General features: G+C 29.2%; 16 protein-coding genes. 8 read left to right on the forward strand and 8 right to left on the reverse strand.

Annotation, left to right across the window (positions count from 1 at the left end; genetic code table 11):
• Positions 1-2 precede the first annotated feature (2 nt).
• Positions 3-1,583: an aldehyde dehydrogenase (NADP(+)) gene (locus IEW75_RS04250; RefSeq protein ID WP_134247327.1), complete on the reverse strand. Its 1,581-nt coding sequence runs from the start codon at positions 1,581-1,583 to the stop codon at positions 3-5.
• Between the two features lie 216 nt (positions 1,584-1,799).
• On the opposite strand from IEW75_RS04250, the gene IEW75_RS04255 reads away from it, so the two are divergent.
• Both IEW75_RS04255 and IEW75_RS04260 read left to right on the forward strand, forming a co-directional pair.
• A complete protein-coding gene (locus IEW75_RS04255; RefSeq protein WP_134247326.1) occupies positions 1,800-2,642 on the forward strand; it encodes an AraC family transcriptional regulator in 843 nt (280 codons plus the stop codon).
• 293 nt (positions 2,643-2,935) lie between these two features.
• Positions 2,936-3,520, forward strand: coding sequence for a hypothetical protein (locus tag IEW75_RS04260; RefSeq protein ID WP_134247325.1), 585 nt, complete (start codon positions 2,936-2,938; stop codon positions 3,518-3,520).
• 8 nt (positions 3,521-3,528) lie between these two features.
• Here IEW75_RS04260 and IEW75_RS04265 read toward each other — a convergent pair whose 3' ends face one another.
• Genes IEW75_RS04265 through hemW form a run of 3 tightly spaced genes read right to left on the reverse strand, consistent with a single transcriptional unit; the run spans position 3,529 to position 5,660 of the window.
• Positions 3,529-3,885: an MmcQ/YjbR family DNA-binding protein gene (locus IEW75_RS04265; protein WP_134247324.1), complete on the reverse strand. Its 357-nt coding sequence runs from the start codon at positions 3,883-3,885 to the stop codon at positions 3,529-3,531.
• A gap of 1 nt (position 3,886) precedes the next feature.
• Positions 3,887-4,498, reverse strand: coding sequence for a DUF4230 domain-containing protein (locus IEW75_RS04270; RefSeq protein WP_134247323.1), 612 nt, complete (start codon positions 4,496-4,498; stop codon positions 3,887-3,889).
• A gap of 34 nt (positions 4,499-4,532) precedes the next feature.
• Positions 4,533-5,660: a radical SAM family heme chaperone HemW gene (gene hemW, locus IEW75_RS04275; RefSeq protein WP_134247322.1), complete on the reverse strand. Its 1,128-nt coding sequence runs from the start codon at positions 5,658-5,660 to the stop codon at positions 4,533-4,535.
• A 114-nt stretch (positions 5,661-5,774) separates the two neighbouring features.
• Between hemW and IEW75_RS04280 the strand changes: the two genes are divergently transcribed.
• Positions 5,775-6,062 (forward strand): putative quinol monooxygenase, encoded by a 288-nt coding sequence (locus tag IEW75_RS04280; RefSeq protein WP_134247321.1) that lies wholly within the window; start codon positions 5,775-5,777, stop codon positions 6,060-6,062.
• A gap of 11 nt (positions 6,063-6,073) precedes the next feature.
• Here the strand turns inward: IEW75_RS04280 and ruvC are convergent, their stop codons facing one another.
• Positions 6,074-6,628: a crossover junction endodeoxyribonuclease RuvC gene (ruvC, locus tag IEW75_RS04285; protein ID WP_134247320.1), complete on the reverse strand. Its 555-nt coding sequence runs from the start codon at positions 6,626-6,628 to the stop codon at positions 6,074-6,076.
• Positions 6,629-6,733: 105 nt separating this feature from the next.
• On the opposite strand from ruvC, the gene IEW75_RS04290 reads away from it, so the two are divergent.
• Positions 6,734-7,588 (forward strand): lysylphosphatidylglycerol synthase domain-containing protein, encoded by an 855-nt coding sequence (locus tag IEW75_RS04290; protein WP_158283773.1) that lies wholly within the window; start codon positions 6,734-6,736, stop codon positions 7,586-7,588.
• Positions 7,588-8,715 (forward strand): glycosyltransferase, encoded by a 1,128-nt coding sequence (locus IEW75_RS04295; protein WP_134247318.1) that lies wholly within the window; start codon positions 7,588-7,590, stop codon positions 8,713-8,715. The genes IEW75_RS04290 and IEW75_RS04295 overlap by 1 nt, the downstream gene beginning before the upstream one ends.
• 160 nt (positions 8,716-8,875) lie before the next feature.
• Here IEW75_RS04295 and mnmC2 read toward each other — a convergent pair whose 3' ends face one another.
• From mnmC2 to IEW75_RS04310, 3 genes are read right to left on the reverse strand one after another with little or no spacing between them, the layout of a single operon-like run.
• Complete coding sequence (mnmC2, locus tag IEW75_RS04300) at positions 8,876-9,535, reverse strand: tRNA (5-methylaminomethyl-2-thiouridine)(34)-methyltransferase MnmC2 (RefSeq protein WP_134247317.1); 660 nt, start codon at positions 9,533-9,535, stop codon at positions 8,876-8,878.
• A 3-nt stretch (positions 9,536-9,538) separates the two neighbouring features.
• Positions 9,539-9,970, reverse strand: a complete 432-nt coding sequence (locus IEW75_RS04305; protein WP_134247316.1) for a hypothetical protein — start codon at positions 9,968-9,970, stop codon at positions 9,539-9,541.
• The gene (locus tag IEW75_RS04310) at positions 9,970-10,476 is read right to left on the reverse strand and encodes a DUF4920 domain-containing protein (RefSeq protein ID WP_188703969.1); all 507 of its coding nucleotides are present in this window, start codon (positions 10,474-10,476) and stop codon (positions 9,970-9,972) included. The genes IEW75_RS04305 and IEW75_RS04310 overlap by 1 nt, the downstream gene beginning before the upstream one ends.
• Positions 10,477-10,602: 126 nt before the next feature.
• On the opposite strand from IEW75_RS04310, the gene IEW75_RS04315 reads away from it, so the two are divergent.
• The 3 genes from IEW75_RS04315 (at position 10,603) to nadB (ending at position 14,363) form a co-directional block, all read left to right on the forward strand.
• Positions 10,603-11,655, forward strand: a complete 1,053-nt coding sequence (locus IEW75_RS04315) for a branched-chain amino acid aminotransferase (protein ID WP_134247315.1) — start codon at positions 10,603-10,605, stop codon at positions 11,653-11,655.
• Positions 11,656-11,775: 120 nt separating this feature from the next.
• Positions 11,776-12,771, forward strand: coding sequence for a quinolinate synthase NadA (gene nadA / locus IEW75_RS04320; RefSeq protein WP_134247314.1), 996 nt, complete (start codon positions 11,776-11,778; stop codon positions 12,769-12,771).
• Between the two features lie 8 nt (positions 12,772-12,779).
• Complete coding sequence (gene nadB, locus IEW75_RS04325; protein ID WP_229714392.1) at positions 12,780-14,363, forward strand: L-aspartate oxidase; 1,584 nt, start codon at positions 12,780-12,782, stop codon at positions 14,361-14,363.
• Positions 14,364-14,548: the final 185 nt, after the last annotated feature.

The raw sequence follows: 14,548 nt of genomic DNA on the forward strand, positions 1-14,548 counted from the left end.
TTTTAAATCTTTTTAGTGGTTTGTTTCCCATCAACTAAACGAGAAATATTTAATGGATTTTCATTTTTTAATTCGTATGGCAATAAAATATTTGGCCAATTTTGATAACAAAACGGTCTTACCCAACGTTTTATTGAATTTATACCAACTGCTGTAAACCTGCTATCTGTTGATGCAGGATATGGTCCACCGTGCACCATGGCGTCACAAACTTCAACTCCTGTTGGAACTCCATTAAAAATAATGCGTCCTACCCTATTTTGAAGTGCGTTTACAATTTCAGAATATGATTCTAATTCATTTTCAGCTAAAATAGTACCAGTTAATTGTCCTTCTAATTTAGAAATTATTATTGCTAATTGTTCAACATTTTCACATTGAACAACCATAGAAAAGGGTCCAAAAACTTCTTGATGCAACGTTGTATTTTCCAAAAAAGTAGCACCATCAACAGTTGTAATAATTTGACTACCATAATTCTTAAAAGTATCTTTTGTATAATTTACAATTGTTTCTAAACCCAATTGTTGCTGCATTCTAGATGTATTATTTTCAAAAGCACCAATAATATTTGGATGCAACATGCAAACTGGTTCAATTTTTATAATCTCTTTTGCTAAATTCTTAATAAAGTTCGTTAAATCCTCTCCTTTAGTTCCCAAAATTAATCCTGGATTTGTACAAAATTGCCCTGCACCTAAAGTTATTGAATTTGCATATTTTTTTGCCCAATGTACACCCTTAATACTGGCTGCATTTGGTAATAAAATTACAGGATTTACGCTCCCCATTTCAGCAAAAACTGGAATCGGTTCTGGACGTTTTGCAGCTAGATTATACAAACTCCTTCCTCCACTAATACTTCCTGTAAATCCAACCGCTTTCACTGCAGGATGTTTTACTAATGCACTTCCTACTTCAATTCCGCTACTATTTAAATTTGAAAATACACCATTTGGCATTCCAGTTATTTCCGCAGCTTTTATAACTGCATAGGCAACCAATTCTCCAGTTCCAGTATGCATTGGATGTGATTTCACAATTACAGGACAACCAGCAGCCAGTGCCGAAACAGTATCTCCTCCCGCTGTTGAATATGCTAACGGAAAATTACTTGCTCCAAAAATAACTATTGGACCTAAAGGCACTAACATTTTACGTAAATCTACTTTTGGAATTGGAGTTCTTTCAAGGTTTTCAGTATCAATTGTCGCTTCAACCCAAGAACCTTCTTTTACTAAATTCGCAAAAGTTTGTAATTGAAAAATAGTTCTACTTCTTTCGCTAATGGCTCTTTCTTTAGACAATCCAGATTCAGAACAATATATTGTTATTAATGTGTCTCCAAAGGCTAATAATTGGGTTGCTATTTCGTTTAAAAATTCACTTTTTTTAGCCCCAGAAGTTGTTTTAAATGTTGTAAAAGCTTCAGTTGCTAGTTCTAACGCTACTTCAATTTCTAAATCAGAAACTTCAGTAAAAGTAACATCATTTTCTTGGTTTGTTTGCGGATTAAAGGTTTTAAAAGTTTTTTTTCCTGTGGATGTTAAAACATTTCCTATGTAATTTTTACCTGTAATCATAAAAATAGTTTATTGTTTTTCTTAGTGATAAAACATAACAATTAAATAACTAAATTGTTAGATGGATAAAGGTACTTAATTTAGCTAATTAATTATTGCACTTTTTAAATGCTTTTTTAAATAAATTCATTTTCTAACCCCTTAATAGTATTATTTTACCTTGTAATGTTTATTTATTTAAAAAAATAGATTAATATTGATATATATTTTAATTTAATGAAAGTTTTACCCTTTACAATTCCAAAACCTGAAAATGTAACCTTGTATACTGAGCGTTATAAAGGTGAAAATTTTTATGAAAAATTACACCAGCATAAAGAAATACAAATAAGTGTTGTAATTGCGGGAGAAGGAACTTTTGTTATTGGCGATTGTGTTGGTGACTTTAAACAGCATGATATTTTTGTTTTAGGAGAAAATTTACCTCATGTTTTTAAACGTGATAAAGCTTTTAAACAAAAAACAGAAATGGTTTCATTGTTTTTTTCAAAAAATTCTTTTGGAGAAGATTTTTTCAACTTACCAGAGTTCTCCTTTTTTAAAAAGTTTTTTGACAACGCAGTTTTAGGCTATAAAGTACAATCCTATAAACAAGAGATTTCGTTAATACTTTCAAAAATTAAAACACTCTCAAAATACTATCAATTTATTAATTTTTTAGAAGTTTTAAGGTTAATTTCTGAAGCTGAAAAACGCGAACTTTCTTCTTTAATTAACTTAAAAAAATATGCTGGTAACGAAGGGAAAAGAATGAGTGATATTTTTCAATACACCATGGATAATTTTCATAAAGAAGTTACTTTACACGATGTTGCAAATATTGCAAATATGACACCCAATGCTTTTTGCAGGTATTTTAAACAACGAACCACAAAAACATTTGTTAATTTTTTAATTGACATACGAATTGGAAATGCATGTAAGTTATTAGCTAAAAACAACGATTTAAGTATTACCGAAATATCCTATAAATCTGGCTTTAATAATTTAGCTAATTTTAATAGAAAGTTTAAGTCTATAAAAGGCATAACCCCTTCGGAATATAGGAAGAAGCGATAACAAAAAACAACCAAAACTCTAACCTACAACAAGTTAAAAATAATTATTCTTGATTTTTAACGTTTTTTCAACTATATTTACTTCAACTACTAACCGAACCAAACAAATATTATCAATATAATTCATGGGATTCTCTCGTGTATTTTTTCAGTTAGTTTTTAATTATTTTATAGTTATAATAGAATACATAAAGTGAGTTAAAGAATATTTGTATACTTTCTCTTCCCCAATTAAATCAAAGTATAAAGTGTTCTTTAGAATAGTTTAAGTTACCAATTCTAAAAAATAACACTATGTTGAAGACCTTAATTTTTGCCAATAATTCTTTAATAATTCAAATTATTGAAGATAGTGAAGCAACACTTTTATTTAATTCTGCTGAATACTTATTTCTATTCATTTGCATAATTATAGCATTACTTATTATGATGTTAATTCCAGCAATTTTGTGTTTTTCAATGATTGATAACTTTTTTAATATTAATAAGTTTAAAAAAGAAATAGACACTCGAATCTGCACGAGTGATATCATCCACTATTCAGAATATACAAAATGCACTTGTGATAAATACCTTAAGTCTTGTTCTAATTTTGTAAAAAACTTTACTGGATTAGCTGCTTGGAATATTTTTTCATTGGCCTATATTATCACAGGTTTTGATAACTTTAAAACAGGATTAATAGAATATTTTCGCTTTCCATTTAATGTATTCAATTCATTAAATTCAGATGCTATTTTAAATTCAATAAAAAGTTTTAGTTCAAATTGGTTGTCTATGTTTACTATAATTGTTTTAACTTTAATTTTCACATTATTGGGAAAATATATTGGAAATACAATGGGTAAAGAAAGAATGAAACTAAGAGGATTGATTTAAATATAGTTTTAGATAAATCCTAATTCTTTTTGCAACTTTTTAGTAAGTCCATTTACAACTAAATTATACGAATGATCTATCAATTCTTCAATTAGTTTATTAGATAAATTACCTTCAATTGTTATTGTATTCCAATGCTTTTTACTCATATGAAAACCTTCAACAACATCTGAATATTGAGCACGTAACTCAATAGATTTTTCTGGATCACATTTTAAATTTACTGTTGCAGGATGGTGCTCCAATCCAGATAGTGCAAACATTTTATTGGCTACTTTAAATACCAAAGTAACTTCATCAAAAGGAAAGCTTTCAGTAACATATTTTTTAGATAAACAATAATTTCTAAAGTGCTCTATATTCATACTATTTGGCTATTTCTTTAAGTTCGCCATTTGGCAAAACTAATTGAGAATAATTTAGCTTCCAGCCTGAAGTTTCCAACATTTTTTCAATCATTAAAATAGTATCTAAAGCTTCTTTTTTTGCTGAGGTTAACAAACCGGTTTCAGGTATTTTGGCTACAATAAAAGATTTTGCTTCTTTTTGTAGCTCGGTTAAATCTGCAGCTTCGAATTTATTAAAAATACCATCTCTTTTATCGTAATATTTTACGTCTGTCTCCACCGATAAAATTTTTGGTTCAGGAAAATGTGTCAAGATTATTTCTTTGGTTTCATTATTGGCATCTAATTTAATTTGTGATAAATCAAATCCAATATGAGCTTTGGCATTTATTAATAAAACAGCCTTTTTTCGACTTGTAAATAAATTTAAGAAACGATTTTTACTGTCTTCAAAATGATAAATTTCAGCAAAATCTCCTTCAACAGAAATTAGTTTGCAAACGCTTTTAATTTTCTCAATTAATACAACAGATTGTTTTTCTACTTGATGAACTCCTTTTTTTCTATTAAAAAAAGAAAATCCCCAATATGATGCAATTGCCCCTAATAATATTCCAGTTAATAATTCCATAATCATTTGTAGTTATTCAAATATAAGAATTGTTTTAAACTTTAAATAAATCACTTGCAATTCCGTCCGCTAAAAACTTTCCTCTATTAGTAGTTACTAATTTATTTTCTAAAGTTATTTTTAACAATCCCTTTTCAATAAATTGTTGTGAGTTTTTAATCAATTCATTAAAATAAATCTCACCAAAATCTACTTTAATTTTAAGTAAATCAACACCCCAAATAGTACGCAAGCCAGTCATAATATATTCGTTAAATCTATTCTCAGTAGAAAGTTCTTCAAATTCTATTGGAAGCGTATTGCTATCTATTAATTTTATATATTTTGCGTTATTCGCAATATTCCAAGAGCGTTGTTTCCCATTAAATGAATGAGCTGATGGGCCAATTCCTAAATATTTTTTTCCTAACCAATATGATGTGTTGTGTTTTGAAAAATATGCAGGTTTTCCAAAATTTGAAATTTCATAATGTATAAATCCTTGTTTTTTAGTTTCAGAAACTAAAATATTAAACTGTTCTAACGCTTGTTGCTCGTTAACTGGTGGAACTTTGCCTTTTTTTATAAAATTATACAAGGCTGTTTTCTTTTCAACAGTAAGTGCGTAACTAGAAATATGTGGCACTTCAAATTCAAATGCAATTTTTAAATTTTCTTTCCACTTTTTGTTGCTCATATTTGGAACTCCATAAATTAAATCGATGGTAATATTATCAAAATAACGCAGTGCAACCGACAAGCATCTTTTAGATTCTTCAGCTGTATGCGCACGATTCATAAATTGTAAATCGTCTTCAAAAAAAGATTGAATTCCAATGCTTAACCTGTTAATTGGTGAATTTGACAGTTCTATAATTTTACTTTCAGATAAATCGTCTGGATTGGCTTCTAACGTAATTTCTGGAGTTTCAATAACATTGTAATTGCTATAAATAACTTTAAAAATAGCTGTAATTTCTTCAGAAGTTAGAAGTGATGGCGTACCACCACCAAAATAAATGGTTTCAATTAATTCGTTTTTTAATTCGTTTTTGCGCAATTGCAATTCATTTAAAATTGCTAGTAACATTTCCTCTTTTCTTTTTATTGAAGTTGAAAAATGAAAATCGCAATAAAAACATGCTTGTTTACAAAAAGGTATGTGAATATATATTCCTGCCAATTCAAATTATTTTTAGATTTTCCAAAAGTACAACTTAATAAAAAAATGTAAAAGGTGATTTAAGTTACCTTTTTTATGAAATCACTTATGTAAATTTGAAAAAAACCGTCAATTATGTATACCTATATAGTTTCATTCAAAGTTAAAGAAGGCGAAGGAATTACTTTTGTTGAATTGCAAAAATTTGAAGAATTAACTGAAGCCAAACCTGCCGGATTAGATCATTTTCATATTTTTAAAGATAGAAATGAAAAAAACCGTTATTTTTTAGTTGAATATTGGAATTCTAAGGAAGATCGTGTAAAAATGGAAAACTCTAAAGAATACCAACTTTTTAGAGAACACAGAAAGCTTGTAATTGATAAAAAATACGAAACATACGAATGTGATGTCGTAATTTAGTTTGAATTAAATTACTCTTTTACTCTTTTACCATTCTGTTTTACAAAAGCACCCCAACCTGTATAATTTTTACCTAAAGTAACTTTACCACTATTGTAAAAATGACAAACTGCTGCGGCCAAACCATCTGTTGCATCCAGGTTTTTTGGCAAGGTTTTTATTTTTAGTAAACTTTGTAACATCTTTGCAACCTGCTCTTTACTAGCGTTCCCATTACCTGTTATTGCCATTTTTATTTTTTTTGGAGAGTATTCTGTAATTGGAACTTCACGAGACAAACCTGCTGCCATTGCAACTCCTTGTGCTCTTCCTAATTTTAACATTGATTGTACATTTTTACCAAAAAAAGGAGCTTCAATAGCTATTTCGTCTGGGTGATAGGTTTCAATTAAATGGATAGTACGCTCAAAAATCAATTTCAGCTTTACATAATGGTCGTCATATTTTTTTAACATCAGTTCGTCTAACTGCATTAATTCCATCTTTTTATTGACAACTTTAATCAATCCAAAACCCATAATGGTTGTTCCGGGATCAATTCCTAATATAATTTTTTCTGAGCTCAATTAGTTGTTTATTTGTAAAACCAAATGTACATAATCTTGCGCAAATATAGAGTCTCCTTAATTTTACTATTAAAATTAATAATTGTTTTTGGGGCATTTTATTTTATGTACCAAAAAATTATCGCCAACCCTCTTATAACTTTTGAGCAACTAAAAAATCAATTTTCTATTTTATTTTTAAATAATGGTTGGCTACTTATTTTGTTGCTTTTTTTTACAGATGCAAATTGGTTGATAGAAATTGTAAAGTGGAAAACATTGGCTTCTGTTGAAAAAAAAATCACATTTTTTGAAGCTTTTGAACAATGTTTCGCATCATTAACCGCATCTATAATTACACCAAATAGAATTGGTGAATATGGAGCGAAAGCTTTATTTTTTGATAGCGAAAAGCGTAAAAATATTATGGCACTAAATTTAATAGGAAATTTAAGTCAGTTAGCGGTTACCATATTTTTTGGGTGTATTGGAGTTTGTTATTTTTTAATGAATTATACAATAGAAATTCCTAAAATTAATATTCAAAATAGTTTAATCTTAATACTTTTTTTATTCATTTTGATATATTTCAGAAACAAAATTAAGTTTAAAAAAGTAAAAACATTTCTAAATAAGATATCTCATAAAACGTATGCCTTTGTTGTTGTTTTAGCAATTCTTCGTTACTTAATTTTTATACATCAGTTTTATTTTTTATTATTTCTGTTAGGTGTAGAAATTGATTATTTTAGAGCACTTTATTTAATATTTAGTATGTATTTTATTGCTTCTATTCTTCCAAGTTTAACAATTTTTGATTGGGCTATAAAAGGATCTGTAGCCATTTTTTTATTCGGATTTTTAGGGATAAATGCTTTAACAATAGTTACGACAACAACCCTTATGTATGTGTTGAATTTTGCAATTCCAGCACTTTTTGGAAGTATCTTTGTGTTAAATTTTAAACCTTTAACTAATTAATGATTTTTATAGCTGCAATAATATCAATTTGTTATTTTTCAATTATTTGTAGTTTGATAATTGGTTTTGATAAACTTAAAAATATTGAAAACAAAAATACTATACCAAAAAACAAATTTTCAATAATTGTTCCGTTTAGAAATGAAGCTAAAAATCTACCTCTTTTATTACATTCCTTTTCTGAAATAGCATATCCAAAAACATTGTTTGAAATTATTTTAGTAAATGATGCTTCTTCAGATAATTATATTCCAATAATTGAAGCCTTTAAGATTAAAAACCCAACAATTAATTATACACTAATTAACAATACTAACATAACAAATTCGCCTAAAAAAGAGGCATTAACAACTGCAATAAAAATTTCTAAATTTAATTGGATAGTTACAACTGATGCAGATTGCAACGTTCAAAAGAATTGGTTGAATTTATTCAATCAAACTATTGAAGATAAAAACGCTTTATTTATTGCTGCTCCGGTAAAATTTAAATATGAAGCTACTTTTTTACATCATTTTCAAAACTTAAATTTTATTAGTTTGTTGGGAAGTACAATTGGAAGTTTTGGTATTAAAAAACCAATTATGTGCAACGGAGCAAATTTATGTTATAATAAAGCCACTTTTTTTGAACTAAATGGTTTTGAAGGAAATGAAGCTATTACAAGTGGCGATGATATTTTTTTATTAGAGAAAATAGCACAAAAAAGTTCAGAAAAGGTTTGTTATTTAAAAGCCAATGAAGCCATAGTAGCAACTTCTTCTGAAAAAAATTGGAGTCAGTTTTTTAATCAACAATTGCGATGGGCTTCAAAAACCACCACTTACAACAATTGGTTTTCTAAGTTTGTTGGTTTAATCGTTTTTATTGAAAATTTATTAGTAATTATTTTGGGGGGTTCTTCTCTATTTATTTCAGAGTATTGGATGTACTTTATTATAGTATTTATATCAAAAATTTTACTTGATTTTATACTAATATTTAAAACTGCTAATTTTTTCAACAGTCCAAAATGGTTACATTATTACCTTATAATAAGTGTGATTTATTCCGCTTTTATAGTTCTTATTGCGCTTTCAACACTTTTTAAAAACTACCAATGGAAAGATAGGGTTTTTAAAAAGTAACGCTATTTAGAATTAAAAAAACCTGTAATAATATCCTCAATATTAAACCATAAAAAAATAATTAGCAGTAATAATAATGCTAAAATAATACCCCTTTTGTAATTTGGTTTTTTTCGTTTTTTAAATCGTTGACCTTCCATATTTTTATAAAAATAAACTCTTATTTTGTTGCACGTAACATTTCTCTTTTTCCAGGAGGACCAGGTAACCTTTCAACTACAAACCCTACAGATTGCATAGCTCTTCTTACGCTTCCTTTTGCGCTGTAAGTTACTAAAATTCCACCTATATTTAAAGCGTTAAACATTTTTTTGAAAATACTTTCAGTCCATAATTCTGGTTGAACTCTCGCTCCAAAAGCATCAAAATAAATTAAATCAAACGAATTCTCGTCATTTATTTCATTAAAAAATTGTTTTCTTTTAGTAAGGGTAAAATTAGTAGCTATTTCTTTTTTAATTTCCCATTGCTGCTGATGCATTTGATCGAAAGTGTTTTCAAAAGTTATAGCATCTAACTCTGAAACATAATTTAATTTTTTAATTTCTTCGGGAGCTACAGGATATGCTTCTACACCTACATAATCAACCTCTAAATTAAATTTTGGAGCTTCTAAAAAAGTTATAAAACTGTTTAATCCAGTTCCAAAACCTATTTCTAAAATGGAAATATTTTTATTTGAAAATAGCGACAACCCACTTTTAATAAAAACGTGTTTGGCTTCTTGTATTGCTCCGTACTTAGAATGATATTGTTCATCCCATTCTGGTAGATGAATGGTTGAAGAACCATCTGAAGTTATAATTATTTCTCGTTTCAAAGGCTATTTAATAAGTAACTTTTTAATTCTAGGAATTGGACCCGAACAGGTTGTTTTATGACACGCAATACATGAGTTTACCATAAGATTAAACTGATCTTTAACTTCATCTGGTGAAGCTAAAAAAATAGCTTGTTGATTTTCAACAAAAGCTTTTGAAAAAATTTCAAAACTGGTATCTCTATCTTTTGGGTTCGTTAAAACTGCTGAATGTATGTTTAAAAATTTATCTGAAAATTCACCAATTCCCTCTTTATTAACAATCTTCTTTTTCAGATCTTCATTGGTTTTGCACATTTCTTCCATAAGCAATGCCATTTCAGAAAACTCGTACATTACCAATTCCTCCTCCTTATTTCTAGGCGCTTCTTTTTTAGTTGCATCACATGATAAAAAGAAAATTCCTCCTAAAATTAGAATGGTTAATTTTCTCATTATTTATTCATTAAAACACCATCTGCTTCAAAAGACAATGTATACTTTGGGTCTTTTATTTTAGCTATTTCTTCTTCAGATTCCCCAGCATCTTCAGCAAAATGGCGCAATTCATCAACAGAAGTTGTTGTTACAAACGCTTTTCCATTTACTATTACTTCTCTTCCATCAGCATTTAATGGCATAAAAAAACCATAATCTTTAAACTTCACAAAAGACTCAGTTTCGTTGCCTAAATCTAAATTCATCCAACAACCTTTACTTTTACAAACTTCATTAATTTTTGAAGCAAACTTTACATTAAGTGTATCACCTACTTTTAAATCTTTATACTTTTCTGCCATTTGTTCTTTAGTTAATACTTCGGCATCTGTTATTTCATTTCCAAAAGAATGGTATGCAATCTCCTCGTTTTCAACAAGTTTTTCAGCATTTTTAGCCTTATCATTTTTACATGAAGCTAAAAAAAAGAAGCTCATAACTACCAATACTACATTTTTCACCATTTCAAATTATTTAAATTCAACATTTTAAGCAAATATATTAAAAATAAAAAACTAACCTAAAAGGGGTTTAAAACTTTTTAATGAAAAAAAATAAGTAATTTTGTTCAAATTAAATTTAAACAAATTATGGCTTTACAGATAGAAAAAATAAAAAAATCTAAAATCTCTGATGTTGATTTTAATAATTTGAAATTTGGTCAAGTATTTACTGACCATATGTTTGAATGTGATTATGAAAATGGTGCGTGGCAAACGCCAAAAATTAGACCATATCAAGCATTGGCTTTTGATCCTTCTGCAAAAGTTTTTCATTACGGACAAGCTGTTTTTGAAGGAATGAAGGCTTATAAAGATGAAAATAATGATGTTTGGTTGTTTAGACCAGATCAAAATCAAGAGCGTATTAACAAATCTGCCGAAAGATTAGATATGCCTGCTTTTCCAAAGGAATATTTTTTTGAAGGCTTAACAGAATTGTTAAAATTAGATAAAGAATGGGTTCAAAAAGGTGAAGGAAATGCACTTTACATTCGTCCATTTGTAATTGCCACAGAAAATTGTGTATCAGCATCAGCTTCAACTAACTATAAATTTATGATTATTTGCTCACCAGTGCAAGCCTATTATGCTGGTGAAGTTAGAGTACAAATTGCTGATAAATATAGTAGATCTGCAAATGGCGGTGTTGGTTATGCAAAAGCTGCTGGAAATTATGCAGCGTCTTTTTATCCTGCAAAATTGGCTGCTGAACAAGGATATCAACAAGTTTTATGGACAGATGCTTCTAATCACGAATATTTAGAAGAAGCAGGAACAATGAATGTATTTTTTAGAGTGAATGATACCTTATTAACCGCCCCTACTAGCGAAAGAATATTAGATGGTGTAACACGTAAAAGTATTATACAATTTGCTGAAGATAAAGGAATAAAAGTTGAAGTAAGACCTATTAAAGTTACAGAAATTGTTGAAGCTGCAAAAAACGGTGAACTTTTAGAAATGTTTGGTGCAGGTACCGCAGCAGTAATTAGCCCAATTTTAGGATTTGCACATAAAGACGAAAAGTTTGAACTACCTAAAGTTGAAAATAGTTATGCTTCATTTATAAAAAAGAGCTTAACAGACATTCAAAGAAACCTTGCAGAAGATAAATTTGGTTGGAGATTTAAGGTACAATAATCAAATTTGTTAATACTTGTCTAAAATCATAACTTTTTATAAATTGCAATGCTATAACAATCGGATTTAAAAGTCCGATTGTTTGGCATATTTATTGGTCTTAATCAAGTAAAAAAACTTATGACAACATTAGAAAAAGCAAAGCAAAATATACAAGAAAAAGGGTTTTTAGATATTGATATTCCAAAAAGTATAGATTTTGTAAAGGAAATTAAAAAACTACGAAAAAAGAAGAATGCCATAATTTTAGCACATTATTATCAAGAAGATGCCATACAAGATATTGCAGATTTTGTTGGTGATAGTTTAGCGTTAGCACAAGAAGCCGCAAAAACCGAGGCCGATATTATTGTTTTTGCTGGAGTACATTTTATGGCAGAAACCGCAAAAATTTTAAACCCTACAAAAAAAGTTTTATTACCCGATTTAAAAGCGGGTTGTTCTTTGGCTGACTCTTGTCCACCAGCCGATTTTGCTGCTTTTAAGAAAAAATATCCAGACCATATTGTTGTTTCTTACGTTAATACTTCCGCAGAAATAAAAGCATTAACTGATATTGTTTGTACCTCTTCTAATGCAGAAAAAATTATAAACTCTATTCCAAAAGACCAACCTATTATTTTTGCTCCAGATAGAAATTTAGGTGCTTGGTTAATTAAAAAAACAGGCAGAGATATGCTACTTTGGGATGGTGCTTGCATGGTACACGAAGCTTTTTCAATTGACAAAATTTTAAAATTATACGCCGAAAATCCGGGAGCAGAAATTATTGCGCATCCAGAATCTGAAGCGCACTTATTAAAAGTTGCCAAATATGTTGGCTCAACATCTGGCTTACTAAATTATGTAAAAAACAGCAAGGCTAAAACATTTATTGTTGCTACTGAAGTTGGTATTTTGCATAAAATGCGACAAGAATCTCCAAATAAAATATTAATTCCTGCGCCTGTTGAAGATGATAGCTGTAATTGCAGCGAGTGTTTTTATATGAAAATGAATACTATGAAAAAATTGTATTTATGTCTAAAACACGAATTACCATATGTTGAAGTTGATTCAGAATTAAGTAAAAAAGCATTAATCTCTATCGAGCGTATGTTAGAACTTTCTAAATAATTTATTTAATGAACGCCGAAAAAAAAATACATACAACCGATTTTTTAGTAATTGGTTCGGGTATTGCGGGCTTATCTTTCGCCCTTAAAGCGGCTACAGAATTTAAAGATGCTACAGTTACCATTATTACAAAAAACGAAAAAAATGAGTGTAATACAAAATATGCTCAAGGTGGTATTTCAACGGTTTGGGATAAAACGGTAGATTCATTTGAACAACATACGCAAGACACTTTAATTGCAGGAGATGGAATTTGCGATGAGAAAGTTGTAAAAATGGTTGTAAAAAGTGCTCCTGACCGATTGCAAGAATTAATTGATTGGGGAACACAATTTGATAAAACTTCAAATGGTGAATATTCATTAGGAAGAGAAGGTGGCCATTCTCAAGATAGAATTTTACATCATAAAGATATTACCGGTGCCGAAATTGAACGTGCGCTGATTGAACAAGTTGAAAACGCGGAAAATATTACTTTTTTAACCTATCATTACGCTATTGATTTAATTACTGAGCATCAGGTTAAGAAAAAACAGATTAAAAGAAAGGAAAAAGTAACCTGTTTTGGCGCTTATGTTTTAGATGAGAAAAAGAATATAGTTAAAACTTTTTCAGCAAAAGTAACTATGCTGGCTACTGGTGGAAATGGTCAGGTTTATAATACAACTACAAATCCAGTTGTGGCAACTGGAGACGGAATAGCAATGGCATATAGGGCAAAAGCAGAAATTTCTGATGTTGAATTTATTCAATTTCATCCAACCGCATTGTATAATCCCGGAGAATATCCTGCATTTTTAATCTCTGAAGCTGTGCGTGGTGAAGGTGCTATTTTAAGAGATTATTACGGTGAACGCTTTATGAAAAAATACGATGACCGTGAAGAGTTAGCTTCACGCGATATTGTTGCAAGAGCCATTGATAATGAACTTAAAAAAAGTGGTACTCCAAATGTTTATTTAGATTGTACACATTTAGATTATAAAGCGTTTAAAAAGCATTTTCCTAATATTACCGAAAAATGTATGAGCTTAGGTATTGATGTTAGAAAAGATTATATCCCTGTTTCACCCGCCCAACATTATATTTGTGGTGGTGTAAACGTAAACAAAAAAGCAAAAACTTCACTCAAAAACTTATATGCTTCTGGAGAAGTTACACGAACTGGTTTGCACGGTGCAAACAGATTGGCTTCAAATTCTCTATTAGAAGGCCTTGTTTTTTCTCATAATGCTGTTGAAAATCTTAAAAAAAGATTTCATAAAATTACAATACCTCAAAATGTTCCTGTGTGGAATGATAGCGGTGTTGTAAAAAATATGGAGAAAATTTTAATTACACATGACAGAAACGAAGTAAAAACTATTATGAGTAATTATGTTGGAATTGTGCGCTCTAACGAACGTCTATTGCGGGCTGAAAAAAGGTTAAAAGTTTTATATGAGGATAATAAACGCTTATATGATCATTCTGAACTTTCAACAGATTTATGCGAACTTAGAAACCTAATTACAACCGCTTATTTAATTACACAATTTTCGAAAAATAGAAAAGAAAACCGCGGTGGATTTTATAGTGCGGATTTAGTATAATAACGTCCTTTAATTACTGGTAAAAAACAATAACAAGCTACTATCGTAAAAAATAGGGGATATTTCCCCTTATTAAAAGGTGAAATATCCCCTGAATTAAATAGATAAAGTGCTATACGGTTACACCACGGAAAAGATCACATTATTGTATATTAGAGGAGATTGCAAAAAAAAACCACTAAAGT

Origin of the sequence: Lutibacter litoralis, assembly GCF_014646675.1 — a bacterium.
GTDB classification, from domain to species: Bacteria; Bacteroidota; Bacteroidia; order Flavobacteriales; family Flavobacteriaceae; genus Lutibacter; species Lutibacter litoralis.